This window comes from Streptomyces coelicoflavus (assembly GCF_045041415.1).
Lineage (GTDB): Bacteria > Actinomycetota > Actinomycetes > Streptomycetales > Streptomycetaceae > Streptomyces > Streptomyces coelicoflavus.
Genome location: NZ_CP108218.1, coordinates 5,614,018 through 5,636,644 on the forward strand (window position 1 = coordinate 5,614,018; position 22,627 = coordinate 5,636,644).

The window sequence follows — 22,627 nt, forward strand, 5'->3', positions numbered from 1 at the left end:
CGTCTCCGGCCTCAGCGGCCGAGCGCCCGGCGGCCGCGGCCCTGGGACAGCACCGGCAGGTTGGTGCGCGAGGACGGCGCCTGCGTGCGGGTGTCCTCCTCGATGCGCAGCGCCAGCGCCGGGCAGCGGCGCACCGCGCGCACCGCCTTGGCCTCCGCGAAACGGGGCACCTCGGCCTGCGCGACGGTCGGGAAGCCGTCGGCGCCGAGCTGGAAGACCTCCGGCAGGATGTCGGCGCACAGCCCGTGGCCCCGGCACAGCGTCCAGTCGACGTAGATCTTCTGCCGGCTGGGGCCGTTCTCCTCCCCGCCGCCCGGGACGCCCGTGGGTGCCCTGCCTCCCTCGAAGAGCGGCAGGACGCCCTCCACGGGCCGCCCGCAGCCGTTGCCGAGGACATGGGCGGCCAGGTCGTCCGTGAACGCCTTGACGGTCGACTCCAGGAACATCGCCGAGCCGTCCGGGTGCGAACAGGCGCCGCGCCGCTTCACGTTCCTCGCGACCTGCTTGACCGCCTCCAGGGCGGCCGGGCCGCCGCCGTTGAGGATGTCCTCGAGGCCCCGCGCGGCGGCCGGCAGGCCCAGATAGCAGGGCCCGCACTGGCCGGCGCTCTCCTCCGCCAGCCACTGCGCCACCCGCAGCGACTCGCCCAGCGGGCAGGTGTCCTGACCGATCGGCAGGATCGCGCCCGCGCCGAGCGAGCCGCCGACCTGTTGCAGCGAGTTGCGCGAGACGATCGCCTCGTCCACGGTCGCCGCGTCGATCCACTTGCCGTGGTAACCGCCGGTCAGCACGCCCTGCGGCACCGGCGGGGCGCCGGCCAGCTGAAGGACGTAGCGCAGCGGCACGCCCGTCGGCACCTCGATCACCATGGGCCGGGCCACCGCGCCGGAGACGGTGAGCATCACGGTGCCCGGCTCGTCGTACAGGCCGGTGTTGCCGTAGCGCTCCGGGCCGATGCGGGCGGCGATCGCCAGCTGGGCGAAGGTCTCGGCGTTGGACAGCAGGGTCGGGGCGCCGCCGACGCCGCTCCTGGAGGCGCTCACCTTGCGGCCGGGCGGGATGGCCGGGCCGCCGTCGATGGAGCGGATCAGCGAGGCCGCCGCGCCGGTGACCATGCGCACCGGATTGCGCTGCACGCGCGCGCGGAGGGCGGACCGGCGGCCGTTGCTCAGGCCGCGCTCGGCGAGGGCGGCCTCCATGGAGCGCTGCGTGGACTCGCGGGTGACCCCGATGACCAGCGTGCGGGCGCCCATGGCCTCGGCGCACAGCAGCGCGCCGTCCAGGATCAGGTGCGGGGCGCGGTTGATCAGCACCGTGTCCTTGCGGCAGGCCGGCTCGTCCTCGCTGCCGTTGACGACCACGACCGGCCGTACGCCGCGCTTGATCGCCGCCTCGGCGACCGAGCGCAGCTTCTTGTGGAAGGGGAAGCCCGCGCCGCCGCGGCCCTTCAGGCCGATGCGTTCGGAGAGCTGCGCGAGCTGCTCCCCGCCCATCGGTTCGAGCGGGCCGTGCACCTTGAGGTGCATCGGCAGATCAAGCCGCTCGACAAGGTCGAAGCCCGACGTGAGCTGGGGAAGCCCGACCACGCGGACCTCTGGGACGTCGGGCAGGGCCTCGTTCACTAAAAGCCTCCGGAAGGCGTGTTCCAAGGTTCACCGGAACCCGGTGCGTCGAAGTCGCGGGGCGACGACGGCGCACCGGGGGTTGGTTCAGGGGTGGGACCGCTGTTGTACGTGTCGTTCGGGTAGTACGTGTCGTGGACCGCGTTCGTCTCACGGGTGTCGTACACGTCACTCGATCCGTAGCCCGGGGCGTACGGCGACGCGTAGGGCGCGGAGGGGGTCCCGGAGGGGCCCGCGGCGTCCGTGTCGCCGTAGACCGGGATGGTGTGTCCCGTGTCGCTGAGCGGGTCGTAGTGCGACGGGGGTGCCTCGCCGACCGGGGGCGGCGACGGTATGGGCCAGCTGCCCGAGGTGCTGCCACCGCTGTCGACGACGGGCATGGCCGCGGTGGGCCACAGGTCCGGCTGCGGCGGGGCGGCGGACGCGGCCGGGTCGGCCGTCAGCGGCGGCCGGCGCGCGCCGCCGGAGGGGCCGGACACGGCGCGGTAGGCCGCCGCGAAGCCGCCCGCGGGCTCCGGGGGAGTGAGGCGCTCCGCGGGCTCGTACAGCCGCGCGGACGGGGACGCGCCGCGTGACCGGGACGCCCCGGCGCGCTCGTGGCCCGGCAGGGCGGCGGTGTCCCTCGGCCGCCGCTGCGCCCTCTCGTCGAGCTCCTCGCCGTCCTCGCGCTCTTCGCGGGCGAGCCGGTCCCCGGTGCCGAGGAGGCCGGCGATCCGGTCGGCGACCTTGCGCTTGACCGGGCGGGGCGCCGCACGCAGCGCCAGGGCCGCCATGACGCCGACCACGGACAGGGCGTACAGGATCGTGAAGACCGGCTTCGCCGCTCGACCCGCGTAGAGCCCGTGCAGCAGGGCCAGGCACCAGGCCGGGTAGGCCAGCATGTGCATCGCCCGCCAGCGGGCCGCCACGGGGGCCGGGGACGCGAAGCGGTTGCGCAGTGCTCCGGTGACCCCCACGAAGATCATGAGCATGCTGGCCAGGGTGCCGAAGCCGATGAGGACGGCCCGGCCGCCGAACGACTCGTCGTCCGTGGCCAGGAGCCCGAACGGGAGGACCGCGGCGACCCAGGTGGTGTGGTCGAGGACGAGTTTGACCACGATGTGCACCAGAAGGAACACGACCGAGGCGACCGCGGTGACCCGGTGCACCGCCTGGGCCAGGATCCGCTGCCGGGTGTCGAGGACGATCCGGTCCTGGGCGAGCAGGCCCCAGATCACCGAGCAGCTGAGGAAGACCAGGGAGAGGACGCCGGCGCCGAAGTTGAGGAACTGGGCGAAGGTGTCGTCCACCGTGCTGTCGTTCGTCACCACGGCAGGCCTCCCCACGTCAGGGACGTGAGGAAAGGCGGCGAGCTGTTGTCGCGAGGGTGGATCGGGGGAGGGTTCATGGGGGCGACTCCGGAGCGGTTCGGGAAAGCGGTCCCGCTGCCGCACTCTAAGTGGCGCCATACCCGTGGGTAGGTGGTTTGAGTTATTGCGTTGTTATCAAATGACGGCGCGCTCGTGACGGCGTCCCTTAGTGGTCGTTACGCGAAGTAACCTTTGACTTTGGTTCAGATCGACCTCCGGTTTCCGGATCTCGGACGCCGGATTCCGGTGCTCCTCAAGCCCGGGAGCGGCCCGGTCGGCGACTGCGGTACCCTGACGCCATGCGTGCCGTACGCCTTCTGCTTAGCGAGCCGCGCTGATCAGTCCCGACCCCGGTCGTAGTCCGGTGGCCGGAATCGGCGCGGCGTCCCCTCCTGTGCGAGGGGATTTCTCATTTCCCGGCCCTCGCAGCCGCTGGTCATGAAGGTCGCAGCCGCTGGCAGAGACGATCGATGGAGCTTTGAGGATCATGAGCGAGACGAACCCCGCGGCGACCGCCCCTGTGTCGGCGGACGCCGCGCCGCACCGCTACACGGCTGCCATGGCCGCCGAGATCGAGGCACGCTGGCAGGACTTCTGGGACGCCGAGGGGACGTACGCCGCGCCGAACCCCAAGGGTGACCTGGCGGGCGACCCGGAGCTGGTCGCCAAGCCCAAGAAGTTCATCATGGACATGTTCCCGTACCCGTCCGGTGCGGGCCTGCACGTCGGTCACCCTCTGGGGTACATCGCCACCGACGTCTTCGCCCGCTTCCAGCGGATGACCGGCCACAACGTCCTGCACACCCTGGGCTTCGACGCCTTCGGCCTGCCCGCCGAGCAGTACGCCGTGCAGACCGGCACGCACCCGCGCGTGTCCACCGAAGCCAACATGGAGAACATGAAGTCCCAGCTGCGCCGGCTGGGACTGGGCCACGACAAGCGCCGGTCGTTCGCCACGATCGACCCCGAGTACTACAAGTGGACCCAGTGGATCTTCCTGCAGATCTTCAACTCCTGGTACGACGACGAGGCGCAGAAGGCCCGCCCGATCACCGAGCTGGTCGCGCAGTTCGAGTCCGGTGAGCGGGAGGTCCCGGGCCACGCGGGCCGGGCGTGGAGCAGCCTGACCGGGACCGAGCGCGCCGACGTCCTGGGCGAGTACCGCCTGGCCTACGCCTCCGACGCGCCGGTCAACTGGTGCCCCGGACTGGGCACCGTGCTGGCCAACGAGGAGGTCACGGCCGACGGCCGCTCCGAGCGCGGCAACTTCCCCGTCTTCAAGTCCAAGCTGCGCCAGTGGAACATGCGGATCACCGCCTACGCCGACCGGCTGCTGGACGACCTGGACGCGCTGGACTGGCCCGAGGCGATCAAGCTGCAGCAGCGCAACTGGATCGGCCGCTCCGAGGGCGCCCGCGTCGACTTCCCGATCGACGGCGAGCGCATCACCGTCTTCACCACCCGCCCCGACACCCTGTTCGGCGCGACCTACATGGTGCTGGCGCCCGAGCACCCGCTGGTCGAGAAGTTCACCCCGGACGCCTGGCCCGAGGGCACGCACGACGCGTGGACCGGCGGCCACGCCACCCCGGCCGAGGCCGTCGCCGCCTACCGCGCGCAGGCCGCCTCGAAGTCCGACGTCGAGCGGCAGGCCGAGGCCAAGGACAAGACCGGCGTCTTCATCGGCGCGTACGCGACCAACCCGGTCAACGGCGAGCAGGTCCCGGTCTTCATCGCCGACTACGTGCTGATGGGGTACGGCACCGGCGCGATCATGGCCGTCCCGGCGGGCGACCAGCGCGACTTCGAGTTCGCCCGCGCCTTCGAGCTGCCGATCCGCTGCATCGTCGAGCCGACCGACGGCCGCGGCACCGACACCTCGACGTGGGAGGACGCCTTCGGGTCGTACGACGCGAAGATCATCAACTCGTCCAGCGCCGGCTCCAGTTCCGGCTCCTCGGGCGAGGGCGTCACCCTGGACGGCCTGCCCGTCGTCGAGGCCAAGGAACGCATCACCGAGTGGCTGGAGCGCACCGGCGCCGGTGCGGGCACCGTCAACTTCCGCCTGCGCGACTGGCTGTTCAGCCGCCAGCGCTACTGGGGCGAGCCCTTCCCCATCGTCTACGACGAGGACGGCACCGCCCACCCCCTGCCCGCGTCGATGCTGCCCCTGGAGCTGCCCGAGGTCGAGGACTACTCCCCGCGCACCTTCGACCCGGACGACGCCGACACCGAGCCCGAGACCCCGCTGTCCCGAAACGAGGACTGGGTCAACGTCACCCTGGACCTGGGCGACGGCCGCGGCCCGCGCAAGTACCGCCGCGAGACCAACACCATGCCCAACTGGGCCGGCTCCTGCTGGTACGAACTGCGCTACCTGGACCCGCACAACGGCGAGCAGCTGGTCGACCCCGAGATCGAGCAGTACTGGATGGGCCCGCGCGAGGGCCTGCCGCACGGCGGCGTCGACCTGTACGTCGGCGGCGCCGAGCACGCCGTGCTGCACCTGCTGTACGCCCGCTTCTGGTCCAAGGTCCTGTTCGACCTGGGGCACGTCTCCTCGGCCGAGCCGTTCCACAAGCTGTTCAACCAGGGCATGATCCAGGCCTACGTCTACCGGGACGGCCGCGGCATCGCGGTGCCGGCCGCCGAGGTCGAGGAGCGCGACGGCGCCTACTACTACCAGGGCGAGAAGGTCTCCCGGCTGCTGGGCAAGATGGGCAAGTCCCTGAAGAACGCGGTCACCCCCGACGAGATCTGCGCCGAGTACGGCGCCGACACCCTGCGCCTGTACGAGATGGCGATGGGCCCCCTGGACGTCTCCCGGCCGTGGGACACCCGCGCGGTGGTGGGCCAGTTCCGGCTGCTGCAGCGGCTGTGGCGCAACGTCGTCGACGAGAACACCGGCGAGCTGTCCGTGGCCGACGTCGCGGAGGGCGACATCGACGCCGGCACCCTGCGCGCCCTGCACAAGGCCGTCGACGGCGTGCGGCAGGACCTGGAGGGCATGCGGTTCAACACCGCCATCGCCAAGGTCACCGAGCTGAACAACCACCTGACCAAGGCCGGGGGCCCGGTCCCGCGGTCGGTCGCCGAGCGCCTGGTGCTGCTGGTCGCGCCGCTGGCCCCGCACGTCGCCGAGGAGCTGTGGCGCAAGCTGGGGCACGCGTCCTCGGTGGTCCACGAGGACTTCCCGGTCGCCGACCCGGCCTACGTCGTCGACGAGACCGTGACCTGCGTCGTCCAGATCAAGGGCAAGGTCAAGGCCCGCCTGGAGGTCGCCCCCTCCATCTCCGACGACGACCTGGAGAAGGCGGCGCTGGCCGACGAGAAGGTCGTGGCCGCGCTGGGCGGGGCCGGGATCCGGAAGGTGATCGTGCGGGCGCCGAAGCTGGTGAACATCGTGCCGGCGTAGGCGTAGGCGTAGGCGTAGGCGTAGGCGTAGGCGGAGACCGGGGCCGGTCGGGAGGCGCTTCGCGGCGTCCCCTAGGGGCGGGCTCGGGGTCCGGTACGGGCAGGTTCGGGGTTCTCACGGAACCCTGGGCCTGCCCGCTGCGTTTACCGTGGAAGAGCGGCGCGACGTGTGCCGCGGACCGCCGGTGCGCGGGCCGGACGTCCGAAGGAGGAGCCTCGTGGAAGCAGCGCTCACAGTGTTCGCCCTGCTCTTCCTGCTCGCCGTCGTGCTGGGTGTCTACGCCACGGTGAAGGCCGTCGGCGCCGCCAAGCGCAGCGTGGACCGCGGCATCACACAGGCCCGCCGCACCGTCGAGGACCACACCCTGCGGGCCAAGTCCCTGGTCCAGGTGGGGCCGGCGGCCGAGCTGGCACAGCTGCGGCTGACGCTGCGCACCTCCATGCGGGCCACGCAGGACGCGCTGCACGCGCGCGTGGCGGAGGACGAGTCCCTCAAGGAGTCCCTCGCCCTCTTCGAGCGGCTCAGCGCACACGGCTTCGAGCTGGACGGCGAGCTGCGGCGGCTGGAGTCCGAGCCGGACCGCGCCACCCTCGCCGAGCGCCTGCCCGGACTGCGCGAGCGCACCGAGCGCATCACACAATCGGCCGACGCCCTGCGCTGGGCGGCCCGCGACCGCGCCCACCGCTTCGCGGACGACGACCTGGACTCGCTGAGCGCCCAGATCGACGTGGAGGCCGGTGCGCTGCGGCACTGGACGCAGACGACGCCGACGGAGGCCGGGACGGAGCCGACGGCGGGGCCGGCCGCCGCGCCGCCGTCCTGGCCCGAGGCCCCGCCCGCCGACGCCGCGTCCGCCCGGCAGACCTGGCCGGACTCCCCGGCGCGGGAGCCCGCGGAGGCGGACACCGCCCGCCCCGCCATCACCCCGCCCGCCGCGCCTCCCGTGTACCCCTGGCAGAAGAAGGCCCGCCCCGAGAGCACGACCTGACGCGGCGTGGGCCGACCGGCTCGTCCGGCCGGCCGGCCCGTCCCGTCGAGCCCGGCACGGCCCTGTGAACGCCCGGTCGACGAGGCCGGACTGCCGTACGGGCACTACGCCAGGTAACCTCCAGCTCATGTCCCGCCATGTCGCTATCGTCACGGATTCAACGGCCTACCTCCCGGCCCGGACGATGGAGCGGCACGGCATCACCGCGGTACCCCTGACCGTCGTCCTGGGCGACCGGGCCCTGGAGGAGGGCACCGAGATCTCCACCCGCTCCCTCGCCCAGGCCCTCCAGAAACGCCGGCCGGTCACCACCTCCCGCCCCAGCCCCGAACTCTTCGCCGAGACCTACCGCCGGATCGCCGAGTCCGGCGCCGACGGCATCGTCTCCCTCCACCTGTCCGCCGAGCTCTCCGGCACGCACGACGCGGCCGTCGTCGCGGCGCGCGGGGCATCGATCCCGGTGCGGGTAGTGGACACCGGGATGATCGCGATGGCCCTGGGCTTCTGCGCGCTGGCCGCCGCGGAGACGGCGGAGGCGGGCGGCACGGTGGACGAGGCCGTCACCGCCGCCGAGAAGCGGGCCGCGGGCACCTCCGCCTACTTCTACGTCGACACCCTCGACTATCTGCGCCGGGGTGGCCGGATCGGGGCGGCCCAGGCGCTGTTCGGCTCCGCGCTCGCCGTGAAGCCGCTCCTCCAGCTGGAGGGCGGCCGCATCGAACCCCTGGAGAAGGTGCGGACGGCGTCGAAGGCCATCGCCCGGCTCGAGGAGATCGCCGCCGACCGCGCGGGCAGCGCGCCCGTCGACGTCGCCGTCCACCATCTCGCCGCCCCGGACCGGGCGTCGGCCCTGGCGGACCGCCTGCGGGAGCGGGTGCCCGGGCTGGCCGACCTGCACGTGAGCGAGGTCGGCGCGGTGATCGGCGCGCACACGGGGCCGGGGCTGCTGGGGGTCGTGGTCTCGCCGCGGTGAGCGCCTGCCGGGTCACCCGTGAGGGGGCCGGAGTTTTCCACAACCGGTGGGTAGTCCCCGGGAATTGACCATGATCATCGCGAGGGTGCCGGGGTGCCCGATCCTCGTCGCATGGCTCTTCGATCACGCTCACGTACCGCGTCCGCGACCAGCGGCCCGGGCCGCGCCCCGGCCTCCGACGGCCGCCTCGCCCACCGCCGCGTACCCGGCTCCCCCTCTCACGCCCGCCCCCGTCCCCCCGCTCGGCACGGCCGCCGGCACGCACCGCCGGAGGAGCTGCGGCAAAGGGCGGAGGCGCTCTTCGGGGAGCGCACCGAGCACGCCGGACAGGAGGGGACGGAGGGGACGCAGGGGACGCAGGGCGAGTCGGGCAAGGGGCCGCCGTTGCCCGGGGCCGATGCCACCGATGCCATTGGTGCGCCCGATGTCGCAGCTGTCCCGGCTGTCCCGGCTGCCCATGGTGCGCTTGAGGCCCCCGGCGTCACGCGCATCGGTGACTCCGGGGGAGCCACGACGACCTGGCGGGAGCGGACCGGGCAGGCACTGCGGGAGCGGATGCCGTTGTGGTTGCAGACCCGCTGCGGCCTGGAGCGGCGCAGCGTGGTCGCGCTTTCCGTGCTGCTCGTCGTCGCGGCGGTCTTCGCGGTGCAGCACTTCCGGTCCGGCCGCGCCCAGCCCGTGGCGGCACCCGAGGTGGTCCGGGAGGCGGCGGCGTACGGAGCGGCGACATCGGGGCCGGCGACCGGGGACCGCGCCACGGCCAAGGAGCCCGAGCCGGGTGCCGCGCCCACGACCGGCGCCGGGGCCGGTGCCGGGGCCGAGATCGTGGTGGACGTCGGCGGCAAGGTCCGCAAACCCGGCGTTCACAGCCTTCCGGCGGGTTCCCGCGTCGAGGACGCCCTGCGAGCCGCCGGAGGCGTGAAGCCCGGCACGAAGACCGACGGACTGAACCGGGCCCGCTTCCTGGTGGACGGCGAGCAGGTGATGGTCGGAGCGTCCGCGCCCGCGCCCCCGCCGGGACCGGGGACTGCTTCCGGCGGACAGGCGGGAGCAGGGCCCGCCGCACCCGTCTCCCTCAACACGGCGACCACCGACCAGCTCGACACCCTCCCGGGCGTCGGCCCGGTCCTCGCCCAGCACATCATCGACTACCGCACCCAACACGGCGGCTTCCGCTCGGTGGACGAACTGCGCGAGGTCAACGGCATCGGCGAGCGCCGCTTCGCCGACCTGCGGGACCTCGTACGGCCATGAACACGGACGTGACCCGTGCGGGCAGGCGGGACGGGACCCCCGGGGCTGAGGAGCAGCCGCTCACGAGGCCCCCGCGTGCCGTCGTGCACGCCGCCTCCGGTCACCGGCTGGGCGCGGCCCATCCCCGGCAGGAGGGCCCCGCGGACCTGCGCCTGGTGCCACCCGCTCTGGCGGCGTGGGCGACGGCGGCGCTGGTGCTGGACGCGCCGGCGGGCTGGGCGGTGGGCGTGGTGACGGGCAGCCTCCTCCTGGCCGGAGCACTGCTGCTGGCGGCGCCGCGCGGACGCCCCCACGTACCGGTCGCCGCCCTGTTGCTCTGCGTCGCCGCGTCCGCCGGCTCGGCCGCACTGCACGGCGCGGACCTGCGCCGGGGGCCCGTGCCGGAGCTGGCGCGGCGGTACGCCACCGTCACCGCGGAGGTGGAGGTCACGGCCGACCCCCGCCTCACCCGGCCACGCGTCAGGGGCGACCGCGCCGTGCCGCCCACGGTGCTGATCGAGGCCGACGTGCGGAGGGTGACGGAGAGGGACGGGCGGGCGGTGACGACCCGGACGCCGGTCCTCGTACTCGTGGATGTCGGCGAGTCCCGCACCGAGGCCGCCTCGTCCCGCTGGCTGAACCTGCTGCCGACCACCCGGTTCAAGGTCACCGCCCGTCTGTCGCCCCCGAGGACGCGCGGCGACCGGATCGCCGCGGTACTGCGTGTCCGGGCCGGCCGGCGGACACCGGAGACGACGGCGAAGCCCTCGACGGCGCAACGCCTGGCGGGCCGGTTGCGGTCCGGCCTGCGCGAGGCGACCGAGGACCTGCCGACGGACGCGAGGGCGCTGCTGCCGGGCCTGGTCGTCGGAGACACCTCACGCGTCACGCCCGAGTTGGAGGAGGCGTTCAAGGAAACCGACCTCACGCACACGCTCGCGGTGTCCGGCGCCAACTTCACCATCGTGCTCGCCCTGCTCCTCGGCCCGCCGGGCCTGGCCCAGCGCAGCGAGCGCCGAGGCCTGGCGCCCCGCCTCGGCCTCCACCTGCGCACGACCGCGCTGCTCGGCGGCCTGCTCGCGTCGGCCTTCGTCGTCGTGTGCCGTCCCGACCCGAGCGTGCTGCGGGCGGCGGCCTGCGGCTCCGTCGCGCTGCTCGCTCTGGCCACCGGGCGCCGCAGATCGCTCCTGCCGGCCCTCGCGACCGCGGTACTGCTCCTGGTGCTCTACGACCCCTGGCTGGCCCGGAGTTACGGCTTCCTGCTCTCCGTGCTGGCCACGGGGGCGCTGCTCACGCTCGCTCCACGGTGGAGCGCGTCGCTGCGCCGGCGCCGGGTGCCGCCCCGGCTCGCCGAGGCGCTGGCCGCCGCGGGTGCCGCGCAGGCCCTGTGCGCGCCGGTCGTCGCGGTGCTGTCGGCGCGGGTGAGCCTGGTGGGGGTGCCGTGCAACCTGCTGGCGGAGTTCGCGGTGGCCCCGGCCACCGTGCTCGGCTTCGCGGCACTGGCGACGGCGCCGCTGGCGATGCCGCTGGCCAAGAGCCTTGCCTGGTGCGGAGGCTGGCCGGCCGAGTGGATCGCCGGAATCGCCCACGCCGGCGCCCGGCTGCCGGGCGCGGGGGTGGACTGGCCGGGCAGCTGGGCCGGGGCGGCGCTGCTCGCTCTGGTCACGGTGGGCGGGCTGCTGGCCGGCCGACGCCTGCTGCGGCACTCCTGGTGGTGCGGCCTCTGCGCCCTGCTGCTGATCCTCGTGGTGGTGCAGCCGCCCCCGCTGGCCCGGGTGATCAAGGGCTGGCCCCCGCCGGACTGGCGGATGGTGATGTGCGACGTCGGCCAGGGCGACGCGCTGGTCCTCGCGGCGGGCGAGGGGACGGCCGTCGTCGTGGACACGGGCCCCGACCCCGCCCTGGTCGACCACTGCCTGCGCTCCCTCGGCATCACCCGCGTCCCCCTCGTGCTGCTGACCCACTACCACGCCGACCACGTGGCCGGGCTGCCCGGAGTACTGCGGGGCCGCTCGGTGGGCGCGATCGGGACGACCGCCCTCGAGGAGCCCGCCGACCAGGCCGAGTTCGTCCGTCGGCAGGCAACGGCCCGGCACATCCCCCTGCGACACGCGTCCGCCGGGGAACAGCGGCGCTCCGGCCCGCTGTCCTGGCAGGTGGTGTGGCCCCCGCCGAGCCCACCGACCACCACGGCACCGGGCACGGAAGGCGGCCCCAACGACGCCAGCGTCACCCTCCTGGTCCGCACGGCGGGCATCCGCCTGCTCCTCCTCGGCGACCTGGAACCCCCGGCCCAGCGCGAGTTGGCCCGCTCCCCGGCGGCAGCGGCGTTGAAGGGCGTCGACGTGCTGAAGGTGGCCCACCACGGCTCGGCGCACCAGGACTTCGCCTTCCTCCGTCGGATCGCCCCACGCCTGGCCCTCATCAGCTGCGGCGAGGACAACACCTACGGTCACCCGGACCCCGGCACGGTCGCGGCCCTGCGCGCCCAGGGCGCGACGGTACTGCGCACGGACCGGGACGGGGCGTTGGCGGTCACCGGTACGGGAAGGGAGCTGCGGGTGGCGGGGGAGTGATCCCCCGAGCCGCCGAGCCGCCGAGCCGCTGAGCCGCCGAGCCGCTGAGCCGCTGAGCCGCCGAGCCGCTGAGCCGCTGAGCCGCTGAGAGCCCCCGAGCCGCCGAGCCCCCGAGCCGCCGAGCCGCTACTCGGTCACCTCAGCGGACTGGTAGGCGGCCGAGCCCGGGGACGCGCAGGCGAACCAGTTCGCTGTGGGGAAGCCGCGGACGGACCGGATGACGGCGTTCGTGTCGCGCACGGGGGTGTTGTCGGGGGCGCGGTCGGCCAGGGTGGTGGTGCCGTCCTTCCAGTGGCAGGCGACCTGCTTCGCCGTGGTGGGAACCGTCCCGACGACCAGACGGTGCGGTCCGTCCTCACCGGTGAGGGGCTGGGGCAGGACCTCGACTTCCTCCCCCTTCGGCCAGGGCAGTGTGCTCGTGGTGTCGGAGTCCACCAGGCGATGGGTGAGTTCGTCGTTCGTGGCGCCTTCGGGGCCGTAGAAGCGGATGACGAAGTAGCTGGTGCGGCCGACGAGGTCGGCGGGGTCGCCCGAGGTCGCCGGGGTGAGCCCCCAGTCCGCCATCGCCTCGGTCTGCTTCACGGCCTCGGCCCTGTCGTGGGGTGCCGGCCACACCTGCACGTTGACGGCCCACCTCTCGCCCCCGGACGTGCCGACGGCCACTTGCGAGATCTGCGGCAGGAACACGTGTCGTTCCTCCGCGGGGGCGGGCTTGGCGGGGGCGCTGGAGTCGTTCGCCCCGGGCAGGCTCGTCAGGGCCAGCGTTCCCGTGGTGCCCGCCAGCACCACCGCCGCGACCGCTGTCACCGTCCGTCGCCGCGCCCTGCGCCGACGGCCCGCACGCACGACGGCGTCCACGGGGGCCACGCCCGTCTCCACCTCGTGCGCGGTGTCCACGAGGAGAGCGGCGATCCGTTCCTGCGCCGTGTCCCGGCCGGTACCGTCCACACCAGTCATGTCCGTCCTCCCTGCAATGTGGTGCCGGCCAGCGCCGGTACGGCGCGCAGTTTCGCTATCCCCTTGGCCGTGTTGCTCTTGACCGTGCCGACCGAGCAGCCCATGGCCCGGGCGGTCTGTGTCTCCGTGAGGTCCTCCCAGTAGCGCAGGACCACCGCCTCGCGCTGCCGCGCGGGCAACTGGGCGAGCGCTTCGAGCAGGGCGCCGCGGTCGTCGGCCCGCGCCATCGGGTCGGCGGCGTCGGCCGGTTCGCGCACCAGGCCGGAGTCGTCCTTCGGCGCCAGGAACTCCTTGAGTCTTCTTCTGTGTCTGCGGGCGTGCGCGTTGATCATCACGCGCCGCACATAGGCGTCCGGGTCGTCGGCCGCGTTCACCCGGCGCCAGGCCGTGTAGGCCCGCTCGAGCGTCGACTGGACCAGGTCCTCGGCGGCGTACCTGTCGCCGGTGAGGAGAAAGGCCGTGCGCATCAGCCCCGGCCACCGGCCGGTCACGAAGTCGCGGAACTCCTCGTCCCGTGTCTGCTTGGCATCCCCCATGGGCACCTCCTGAATACCTGAAGGAGTCCATGAGCCGGCCAGACCGTTGCCTCAGTACACGGACATCGCGGATTCTCCCGCAGGGAGCGGTACTGGCCGGATCGCGAGCCGTTCCGGTCTCTGCCGTGCGGGGAGGCGTAGGCCGGGCGGGCGCCGGGAATTTTCAGTACAGCACGGAAGAAGACGCGGAAGACGTCACCGTGTCGCGCAGCCGACGCGCCCGGCAACGGCCGGTCCCCCCACACCACCACTCCACGGCCTCACAGGCCATTCCCGACCGCCGCCACCACCATCACCATCACCACCACCGGCATCACGACACGACGGGCTCGGCGCCGGGACGCCCGCCCCACCGGCAGAAGGAGAAAAACATGCCCCAACCCCCCACGCCGGGGCACACCGTTGTGCACCGGCCCGGCGAGGACGGCCGCCAGGCCACGCGGTCGCGGCCGGAGTGTGGCTGATGGCCACCCCCATGACCGCGGGCAGCTTCCTCAAGGCACTGAAGGCGGAGGGCCTCACCGTCGTCGAGGTGGGCGACTGGCGGGACCACAACCGCAACCACAAGGGCCCCTGGGGCCCCGTCAACGGTGTGATGATCCACCACACCGTGACCCGGGGCAGCGCGGCCACCGTGGAGATCTGCCGCAAGGGCTACGACAGCCTGCCCGGCCCGCTGTGCCACGGCGTCATCACCAAGGACGGCAGGGTCCATCTGGTCGGCTACGGCCGGGCCAACCACGCCGGTCTCGGCGACGACGACGTGCTGCGTGCCGTCGTCGCGGAGAAGCCGCTGCCCCGGGACAACGAGGCCAACACCGACGGCAACCGGCACTTCTACGGCTTCGAGTGCGAGAACCTCGGGGACGGCAAGGACCCGTGGCCCGCCGCGCAGTTGGACGCGATCGAGCGGACCGCAGCGGCCGTGTGCCGTCACCACGGCTGGAACGAGCGCTCGGTGATCGGCCACCTCGAGTGGCAGCCCGGGAAGATCGACCCGCGCGGTTTCACCATGGCGTCGATGCGCGCCCGCGTCGAAGAACGCCTCACCCACCCCGCCGGCTGGACGCCCGGCGACTCCGAGGAGGAAGACATGCCGCGAGCGATCAGCCGGTCCGACGGCGACGACCAGGAGATCACGCCGCGGGAGTGGACGACGCTCTCCGTGGACGGGGTGGACCTGCTGACCGGCGCGTCCCACTACCAGGCCACGGCCTACCTTCGAGCGGACGTGCCGTCCGGCTCCACGCTCCAGGGCCGCTTCTACCACCTGCGTCCGGACGGCACCCGATGGACCGGGCCGATCGTCGAGCGGGTGGGCACCAGCGGTGACAGCTTCCCGGACTTCGGGAACAGCGGCTCGATCGTCGCCACCGAACGGCTGCGCTTCGAGTTCGTCTACTACCCGCCCGACTCCGGCGACGAGACCCCGGTCACGGTGACGAGCGCGAAGGTCCGCGGGCTGTACTGGGAGGCGTGACCGGAGTCCCGCCGCGGCACCGTCGGCCCACCGGACCGGGCCGTCGGTGCCGCCTGTGCGCCCGCTGTGAGAAATCCCGCCCGGTGTGGTGAAACCGGACCACACAGGGCCACTCCTGCCTACTTGCAGCACATGTGACGGTTTCCCGCGATGTGGTCCCGTGTTGCCTCGAAAGCCACATCGGTGATCGAATGTTTCTCCGTCAACTAGTTTTCTCATGTCGTGCAGAGGGTGTCGCAAATGATCGGCCGCTTGCTGGGAAGCCGAACGAAGCGGATGCAACGGACGGGTCCCCTGGCGGCGGTGCACACCCCGCCGGACGCGGGCGTGCTGAGCTGCCGCGTGCTCGACCCCGTCAACGACCCCGTGCCGAACGCGGAGTTCACGGTCAGCGACACCATGGGGCGCAAGGTCGTCGGCGGCGGCACGGACCCCTTCGGGTCGTTCGTGGCGACGGTGCCCGCGGGGGAGTACCGGCTCGCCGTGTCCGCCGAGGGCTACACGCCGTACCGGGCCTCCGCGACGGTCGTCGAGGACACGCTGGCCTCGCTCGGCGACGTGACGCTCCAGGTGGCCCAGCCGCCGGAGCTGCCCGCGTCGGGCGACTGGGAGATCGAGCCCGCGCACTCCTCGATAGCGTTCACCGCGCGGCACATCGGGCTGGCCCGGATCCACGGCCGGTTCAACTCCTTCGCGGGCGCGGTGCGCATCGCCGACGACATGGAGCAGTCCGCGATGCACGTCGTGATCGGCGCGGCGTCCATCGACACCAACGTCAAGATGCGCGACGACCACCTGCGGTCGGCCGACTTCCTGGACGTGGAGCGGTTTCCGACCCTGGAGTTCTACAGCGACCGGTTCACCCACCGCGGTGGCAACCGGTGGGCCGTCACCGGTGCGCTGTCCCTGCACGGTGTGACGCGCACGGTCACCCTGGACGCCGAGTACCTCGGACTCGGCAACGGCATGGAGGGCGAGACGCGGGCCGCCTGCCGCGCCACCACCGAGCTGCACCGCGACGACTTCACCGTCAGCTGGCAGACGATGCTGGCCCGCGGCATCGCCGTGGTCGGCCCCAGCATCCGCATCGACCTCGACGTGCAGATCGTGCCCAAGGGCTGACCGTGCCCGGGACTGACCCACGATGGCGCTGACCGTGCCCGGGACTGACCCACAATGGCTCCCGTGAGCGACGTGAGACATGTACTGGTACTGCCCGACCGTGACGCCGCGGAGGAGGCCGCCCAGGCGCTCGGGGAACGGTTCGGCATCGACGAGGAGCCCCGCATCCTCCGGGACGCCCTCGCCGGGGAGGACGACGCCGAGGACGCGCAGTGGCTGGTCGTCCTGCGGGACGAGCGGGAGGCACTGGACCCCGGTGAGCTGGACGCGTTCGCGGGGGAGTGGGACGGCTGGCGCGAGGAGCCCTAGCCGCCCGCCCGGCGTTGTCAGTGGCGCGTGCGATGCTTGTCGCGATGGCCAGGAAGACTGCGAATGACGACCCTCTCGCCCCGGTGACCCTTGCCGTGGGCCAGGAGGACCTCCTGCTCGACCGTGCCGTGCAGGAGGTGGTGGCCGCCGCGAAGGCCGCCGACGCCGACACGGACGTGCGCGACCTCACCCCGGACCTGCTTCAGCCCGGCACCCTCGCCGAGCTGACCAGCCCCTCGCTCTTCGCCGAGCGCAAAGTCGTGGTCGTACGCAATGCGCAGGACCTGTCCGCCGACACCGTCAAGGACGTCAAGGCGTACCTCGCCGCCCCGGCCGAGGAGATCACCCTCGTCCTGCTGCACGCGGGCGGCGCCAAGGGCAAGGGCGTGCTCGACGCCGGCCGCAAGGCGGGCGCGCGCGAGGTGGCCTGCCCGAAGATGACGAAGCCCGCCGACCGGCTGGCCTTCGTGCGCTCGGAGTTCCGTACGGCCGGGCGGTCGGCCACGCCCGAGGCCTGCCAGGCCCTGGTCGACGCGATCGGCAGCGACCTGCGGGAGCTCGCCTCGGCGGTGTCCCAGCTGGCCGCCGACATCGAGGGGACCATCGACGAGGCGGTCGTCGGGCGGTACTACACCGGACGGGCGGAGGCCTCCAGCTTCACGGTCGCCGACCGGGCGGTCGAGGGCCGTACGGCGGAGGCGCTGGAGGCGCTGCGCTGGTCACTGTCGACCGGAGTGGCACCGGTGCTGATCACCAGCGCCCTCGCGCAGGGCGTACGGGCCATCGGCAAGCTGTCCTCCGCCCGCGGCGGACGCCCCGCCGACCTCGCCCGCGAGCTGGGGATGCCGCCCTGGAAGATCGACCGCGTCCGGCAGCAGATGCGCGGCTGGACCCCGGACGGAGTCTCCGTGGCCCTGCGCGCGGTGGCCGAGGCGGACGCGGGTGTGAAGGGCGACGGGGACGACCCCGAGTACGCCCTGGAGAAGGCCGTGGTGACCGTAGCCCGGGCGGCGCGCTCGCGGGGACGGTCGTAAGCCCACCCGGTCCACCCCTTCCCGGCCTGCCCACCGCACTCTCCTCACGCTCCCCGTGGGCCTCAGGTCCGGGAAACACCGGAGGCCCCGGCGTCCGTCCTGGGGAAGGACGGCCACCGGGGCCTCGGGATCAAGCTCGCGGATCCATGCCCGCGTGGCGAACGCAGGCCGCGCACGGATCCTGGGTGCCGGACGGGAGCGGATGAGAGAGGGCCCGCTCTGGGTCCTTCCGGCGGTCACACCAGATAAATCCAGACAGGGGTTCAGCCCTTGAGAGCGCCGACCTTCTGCGCCAGCGCCGACTTCTTGTTGGCGGCCTGGTTCTTGTGGATGACGCCCTTGGAGACGGCCTTGTCGAGCTCGCGCGAAGCGACGCGCTGGAACTCGGTGGCCTTCTCGGCGTCACCCGCGGCGGCGGCCTCGCGGGCCTTGCGGATCGCGGTCTTCAGAGAGGACTTGACCGACTTGTTGCGCAGCCGGGCCTTCTCGTTGGTCTTGTTCCGCTTGATCTGGGACTTGATGTTCGCCACGAATGAGCCTTTGCAGGTTCAGGCACGAGGCCGCGAGGGTCCCGTGCCGGTGATTTCTTGAAGGAGTGCCTCGCGCTGAGAGGGCAAGAGACACAGCCCCCCACACTACCAGCGCGTCGTCGAGGGTCCCAAACCCGTACCGGCTCCCCACCCGTGGGACCATGGAGGCTACGTATCGATCCGACCCGAGACCCGAGACCGCAGACACTGCGGACGCCTCAAGAATCAGGACCCTGCGTGCCCGCGATCCCCAGCCATGTGCCCGAGCCGAGCCGTACCGACCCGGCGCTGATCCGCAACTTCTGCATCATCGCGCACATCGACCACGGCAAGTCCACGCTCGCCGACCGGATGCTCCAGCTGACCGGTGTGGTCGAGCAGCGGCAGATGCGCGCCCAGTACCTCGACCGCATGGACATCGAGCGCGAGCGCGGCATCACGATCAAGTCCCAGGCGGTGCGGTTGCCGTGGGCCCCGTCCCACGACGACGGCGCCACGCACATCCTCAACATGATCGACACCCCGGGGCACGTCGACTTCACCTACGAGGTCTCGCGGTCGCTGGCCGCCTGCGAGGGCACCATCCTCCTCGTCGACGCCGCCCAGGGCATCGAGGCCCAGACCCTCGCCAACCTCTACCTGGCGATGGAGAACGACCTCACGATCATCCCCGTGCTGAACAAGATCGACCTGCCGGCCGCGCAGCCCGAGAAGTTCGCCGAGGAGCTGGCCAACCTGGTCGGCTGCGACCCCGACGACGTGCTCAAGGTCTCCGCCAAGACCGGCCTCGGCGTCGACGCGCTGCTGGACAAGGTCGTCGCCGAGGTCCCGGCCCCGGTCGGCGTCAAGGACGCCCCCGCCCGCGCGATGATCTTCGACTCGGTCTACGACTCCTACCGCGGTGTCGTGACGTACGTCCGTGTCATCGACGGCCAGCTCAACAAGCGCGAGCGGATCCGGATGATGTCCACCAACGCCACGCACGAGCTGCTGGAGATCGGCACCAACTCGCCGGAGATGCTCTCCGCCGACGGCCTCGGCGTCGGCGAGGTGGGTTACCTGATCACCGGCGTGAAGGACGTCCGCCAGTCCAAGGTCGGCGACACCGTCACCAGCCAGCACAAGGGCGCCGAGGAGGCGCTCGGCGGCTACAAGGACCCCAGGCCCATGGTCTTCTCCGGCCTGTATCCGCTGGACGGCTCCGACTACCCCGAGCTGCGCGAGGCGCTGGACAAGCTCCAGCTCAACGACGCCGCCCTGGTCTACGAGCCGGAGACCTCCGCCGCCCTCGGCTTCGGCTTCCGCGTCGGCTTCCTCGGCCTGCTCCACCTGGACGTGATCCGGGAGCGCCTGGAGCGCGAGTTCGGCCTCGACCTCATCGCCACCGCGCCCAACGTGGTCTACCGCGTGGTGATGGAGGACGGCACCGAGGTCGAGGTCACCAACCCGAGCGAGTTCCCCGAGGGCAAGATCAACGAGGTCTACGAGCCGGTCGTGCGCGCCACGATCCTCGCGCCGACCGAGTTCATCGGCTCGATCATGGAGCTGTGCCAGACCCGGCGCGGCACCCTGCTCGGCATGGACTACCTCTCCGAGGACCGGGTGGAGATCCGCTACACCCTGCCCCTCGCGGAGATCGTCTTCGACTTCTTCGACCAGCTGAAGTCCAAGACGCGCGGTTACGCCTCCCTCGACTACGAGCCCACCGGCGAGCAGACCTCCAGCCTCGTCAAGGTCGACATCCTGCTGCACGGCGACAAGGTGGACGCCTTCTCGGCGATCACCCACAAGGACGCGGCGTACGCGTACGGCGTGCGACTGGTCGCCAAGCTGCGCGAGCTGATCCCGCGCCAGGCCTTCGAGGTGCCGATCCAGGCCGCCATCGGCTCCCGGGTGATCGCCCGCGAGACCATCCGCGCCATCCGCAAGGACGTCCTCGCCAAGTGCTACGGCGGTGACATCTCCCGCAAGCGGAAGCTGCTGGAGAAGCAGAAGGAAGGCAAGAAGCGGATGAAGATGGTGGGTTCCGTGGAGGTTCCGCAGGAGGCCTTCATCGCGGTGCTGTCCAGCGACGACAGCGCGGGGTCGGGCAAGGGCAAGAAGTAGCCGCCGCGCCGCACGCCGAGTCCGGCCAAAACGGACACCGAGGGGCCCGTCGTACGAAAGTGCGGCGGGTCTCTTCGCATGTCACGGGCTGGCCTCTGTAGGAAATGACAGGGCGCGGGCTCTTACGTCGGGGCCGGTCGCCCCTTACCCTGATGCCTGCCCCTTAGTTACTCGTGAGTTAAACAAGTGATCGGGCAACAGTCCGACGCGCCGCTTGACCACGGCCCGAACAACCGCCCGAGAGTGAATCCAGCCGCACCTGAGCCAGCCGCAACGAGCCAGCCGCAACAGCCAGCCGCACCGTCGCGGGCCCGGAGGATGTCGTGAGCGACACACAGACACTGATCGAGAACCGTCCGCCCTCCGTGGCGGGACTCTTCCTGGAGCGGGTGGCCGCCACGCCGGACGCCGAGGCGTACCGCTACCCGGTGCCGCCGGCCTCGGGCGAGGGCCCCGACGACTGGCAGTCGCTGACCTGGGCGCAGGCCGCCGAGCGGGTCTACGCGATCGCGGCCGGCCTGGTCGAGCTGGGCGTGCAGCCGGAGCAGCGGGTGGCGCTGGCCGCCTCCACCCGGCTGGAGTGGATCCTCACCGACCTCGGCATCATGTGCGCCGGCGCGGCGACGACCACCGTCTACCCGCAGACCAACGCCGATGAATCGGCGTACATCCTCTCCGACTCCGAGAGCCGGGTGCTGATCGCGGAGGACGCCGCGCAGCTGGCCAAGGCGAGGGAGAAGCGGGCCGAGCTGCCCGACCTCACCCACGTGGTCGTGATCGACGCGGCCGGCGCCGACACCTCCGAGGACTGGATCCTCACCCTCGACGACCTGGAGCGCCGGGGCGCGGCCCGCCTGGAGACCGACCCGCAGCTGATCAAGGAGCGGGTCGGCGCGCTCACCAAGGACCAGCTCGCCACCCTCATCTACACCTCCGGCACCACCGGCCGGCCCAAGGGCGTCCGCCTCCCGCACGACAACTGGGCGTACATGGCGAAGGCCATCGCCGCGACCGGCCTGTGCACCAAGGACGACGTGCAGTACCTGTGGCTGCCGCTCGCCCACGTCTTCGGCAAGGTGCTGACCTCCGGCCAGATCGAGGTCGGCCACGTCACCGCCGTCGACGGCCGCGTCGACAAGATCATCGAGAACCTGCCGGTCGTGCAGCCGACCTACATGGCGGCCGTGCCCCGCATCTTCGAGAAGGTCTACAACGGCGTCGCCGCCAAGGCCCGCGCGGGCGGCGGGGCCAAGTACAAGATCTTCCAGTGGGCCGCGGAGATCGCCCGCGAGTACGCCAAGGTCACCCAGGACAACTTCAAGCGCACCGGCACCGCGAGCGCCCCCGCCGGCCTGCGCACCAAGCACGCCGTCGCCGACAGGCTCGTCTACGCCAAGATCCGCGAGGCCTTCGGCGGCCGCCTGCGCGCCTGCGTCTCCGGCTCGGCGGCCCTCGCCCCCGAGATCGGCTACTTCTTCGCCGGCGCCGGCATCCACATCCTGGAGGGGTACGGCCTCACCGAGTCCTCCGCCGCCTCCTTCGTCAACCCCGGCGAGGCCTACCGCACCGGCACGGTCGGCAAGCCGCTGCCCGGCACCGAGGTGCGCATCGCGGAGGACGGCGAGATCCTGCTGCGCGGCCCCGGCATCATGGAGGGCTACCACAAGCTCCCCGAGAAGACCGCCGAGGTCCTCGAGTCCGACGGCTGGTTCCACACCGGCGACATCGGCGAGCTGTCGCCCGACGGCTACCTGCGCATCACCGACCGCAAGAAGGACCTCATCAAGACGTCCGGCGGCAAGTACATCGCGCCGGCCGAGGTCGAGGGCCAGTTCAAGGCGGTCTGCCCCTACGTCTCCAACATCCTGGTGCACGGCGCCGACCGGAACTTCTGCACCGCGCTCATCGCCCTCGACGAGGTCGCGATCACGGGGTGGGCCAAGGAGAACGGTCTCGAGGGCAGGCCGTACGCCGAGATCGTCGCGGCGCCCGCGACCGTCGAGATGGTCGACGGCTACGTCAAGCAGCTCAACGAGGGCCTCCAGCGCTGGCAGACCATCAAGAAGTTCCGCCTCCTGCCCCGCGACCTCGACGTCGAGCACGGCGAGATCACCCCGAGCCTCAAGCTGAAGCGGCCGGTGGTGGAGCGGGAGTACAAGAACCTGATCGAGGAGATGTACGAGGGCTCACGCGAGGCGTAGCCGCCAGGGCTGCCCGCAGCCCCATGAGGTGCGCTGCCCGCCGCCGTTCGCGCGGCAGATGTTCGAAGACGGCCGGTTTCCGTTCGGATTCCGGCCGTCTTCGAATGTTCGCCTAGCACGGTTCTCACCCATCGCGGCCCACTTCGGTAACTCCGCGCTTATGGACTGGGCCGGTCTGTCACTCTGTCGGCATCGA

15 protein-coding genes and 1 pseudogene are annotated in these 22,627 nt (G+C 72.2%); 11 read left to right on the forward strand and 5 right to left on the reverse strand.

Annotated elements, in window-relative coordinates; all coding sequences use genetic code 11:
• Positions 1-11: 11 nt before the first annotated feature.
• Positions 12-1,622 (reverse strand): NADH-quinone oxidoreductase subunit NuoF family protein, encoded by a 1,611-nt coding sequence (locus OHA99_RS25000; protein WP_007449512.1) that lies wholly within the window; start codon positions 1,620-1,622, stop codon positions 12-14.
• Positions 1,622-2,932, reverse strand: coding sequence for a ferric reductase-like transmembrane domain-containing protein (locus tag OHA99_RS25005; RefSeq protein ID WP_153179888.1), 1,311 nt, complete (start codon positions 2,930-2,932; stop codon positions 1,622-1,624). Before OHA99_RS25005 ends, OHA99_RS25000 begins: the two co-directional genes overlap by 1 nt.
• A 526-nt stretch (positions 2,933-3,458) precedes the next feature.
• Between OHA99_RS25005 and leuS the strand changes: the two genes are divergently transcribed.
• From leuS to OHA99_RS25030, 5 genes are all read left to right on the forward strand, one after another.
• The gene (leuS, locus tag OHA99_RS25010; protein ID WP_405697940.1) at positions 3,459-6,386 is read left to right on the forward strand and encodes a leucine--tRNA ligase; all 2,928 of its coding nucleotides are present in this window, start codon (positions 3,459-3,461) and stop codon (positions 6,384-6,386) included.
• Between the two features lie 217 nt (positions 6,387-6,603).
• Complete coding sequence (locus tag OHA99_RS25015) at positions 6,604-7,374, forward strand: hypothetical protein (RefSeq protein WP_164384783.1); 771 nt, start codon at positions 6,604-6,606, stop codon at positions 7,372-7,374.
• 127 nt (positions 7,375-7,501) lie between these two features.
• Positions 7,502-8,347, forward strand: a complete 846-nt coding sequence (locus tag OHA99_RS25020) for a DegV family protein (protein WP_153179891.1) — start codon at positions 7,502-7,504, stop codon at positions 8,345-8,347.
• Positions 8,348-8,458: 111 nt separating this feature from the next.
• Positions 8,459-9,601: a helix-hairpin-helix domain-containing protein gene (locus OHA99_RS25025; protein ID WP_405697942.1), complete on the forward strand. Its 1,143-nt coding sequence runs from the start codon at positions 8,459-8,461 to the stop codon at positions 9,599-9,601.
• Positions 9,598-12,156, forward strand: coding sequence for a ComEC/Rec2 family competence protein (locus OHA99_RS25030; RefSeq protein ID WP_405697944.1), 2,559 nt, complete (start codon positions 9,598-9,600; stop codon positions 12,154-12,156). Before OHA99_RS25025 ends, OHA99_RS25030 begins: the two co-directional genes overlap by 4 nt.
• A gap of 126 nt (positions 12,157-12,282) precedes the next feature.
• Here the strand turns inward: OHA99_RS25030 and OHA99_RS25035 are convergent, their stop codons facing one another.
• Positions 12,283-13,113, reverse strand: coding sequence for a hypothetical protein (locus OHA99_RS25035; protein ID WP_366471893.1), 831 nt, complete (start codon positions 13,111-13,113; stop codon positions 12,283-12,285).
• Entirely contained in the window at positions 13,110-13,649 is a 540-nt protein-coding gene (locus tag OHA99_RS25040) for a SigE family RNA polymerase sigma factor (RefSeq protein ID WP_405697946.1), read from the reverse strand. Before OHA99_RS25040 ends, OHA99_RS25035 begins: the two co-directional genes overlap by 4 nt.
• A 475-nt stretch (positions 13,650-14,124) precedes the next feature.
• Between OHA99_RS25040 and OHA99_RS25045 the strand changes: the two are divergent.
• The 4 genes and pseudogenes from OHA99_RS25045 to holA form a co-directional block, all read left to right on the forward strand.
• Positions 14,125-14,697, forward strand: a pseudogene (locus OHA99_RS25045) (N-acetylmuramoyl-L-alanine amidase); the annotation flags it as partial.
• 672 nt (positions 14,698-15,369) lie between these two features.
• Positions 15,370-16,251, forward strand: a complete 882-nt coding sequence (locus OHA99_RS25050) for a YceI family protein (protein ID WP_153179897.1) — start codon at positions 15,370-15,372, stop codon at positions 16,249-16,251.
• Positions 16,252-16,314: 63 nt separating this feature from the next.
• Positions 16,315-16,560 carry a hypothetical protein gene (locus tag OHA99_RS25055; protein ID WP_164712957.1) on the forward strand — a complete coding sequence of 82 codons (246 nt, stop codon included), beginning with the start codon at positions 16,315-16,317 and terminating at the stop codon, positions 16,558-16,560.
• Between the two features lie 44 nt (positions 16,561-16,604).
• The gene (gene holA / locus OHA99_RS25060) at positions 16,605-17,594 is read left to right on the forward strand and encodes a DNA polymerase III subunit delta (protein WP_282880800.1); all 990 of its coding nucleotides are present in this window, start codon (positions 16,605-16,607) and stop codon (positions 17,592-17,594) included.
• Between the two features lie 263 nt (positions 17,595-17,857).
• Here holA and rpsT read toward each other — a convergent pair whose 3' ends face one another.
• Positions 17,858-18,124 carry a 30S ribosomal protein S20 gene (gene rpsT, locus OHA99_RS25065; RefSeq protein WP_153179900.1) on the reverse strand — a complete coding sequence of 89 codons (267 nt, stop codon included), beginning with the start codon at positions 18,122-18,124 and terminating at the stop codon, positions 17,858-17,860.
• 237 nt (positions 18,125-18,361) lie between these two features.
• On the opposite strand from rpsT, the gene lepA reads away from it, so the two are divergent.
• Both lepA and OHA99_RS25075 read left to right on the forward strand, forming a co-directional pair.
• Positions 18,362-20,230, forward strand: a complete 1,869-nt coding sequence (gene lepA / locus OHA99_RS25070) for a translation elongation factor 4 (protein ID WP_153179901.1) — start codon at positions 18,362-18,364, stop codon at positions 20,228-20,230.
• A 323-nt stretch (positions 20,231-20,553) separates the two neighbouring features.
• Positions 20,554-22,431 (forward strand): AMP-dependent synthetase/ligase, encoded by a 1,878-nt coding sequence (locus OHA99_RS25075; RefSeq protein ID WP_405697950.1) that lies wholly within the window; start codon positions 20,554-20,556, stop codon positions 22,429-22,431.
• Positions 22,432-22,627: the final 196 nt, after the last annotated feature.

Excerpts from the sequence above, each read along its gene's own strand:
- leuS (WP_405697940.1), top strand. The coding sequence starts at position 3,459 with ATGAGCGAGACGAACCCCGCGGCGACCGCCCCTGTGTCGGCGGACGCC.
- OHA99_RS25020 (WP_153179891.1), top strand. The coding sequence starts at position 7,502 with ATGTCCCGCCATGTCGCTATCGTCACGGATTCAACGGCCTACCTCCCG.
- OHA99_RS25025 (WP_405697942.1), top strand. The coding sequence starts at position 8,459 with ATGGCTCTTCGATCACGCTCACGTACCGCGTCCGCGACCAGCGGCCCG.
- OHA99_RS25030 (WP_405697944.1), top strand. The coding sequence starts at position 9,598 with ATGAACACGGACGTGACCCGTGCGGGCAGGCGGGACGGGACCCCCGGG.
- OHA99_RS25035 (WP_366471893.1), bottom strand. The coding sequence starts at position 13,113 with ATGACTGGTGTGGACGGTACCGGCCGGGACACGGCGCAGGAACGGATC.
- OHA99_RS25040 (WP_405697946.1), bottom strand. The coding sequence starts at position 13,649 with ATGGGGGATGCCAAGCAGACACGGGACGAGGAGTTCCGCGACTTCGTG.
- OHA99_RS25050 (WP_153179897.1), top strand. The coding sequence starts at position 15,370 with ATGATCGGCCGCTTGCTGGGAAGCCGAACGAAGCGGATGCAACGGACG.
- holA (WP_282880800.1), top strand. The coding sequence starts at position 16,605 with ATGGCCAGGAAGACTGCGAATGACGACCCTCTCGCCCCGGTGACCCTT.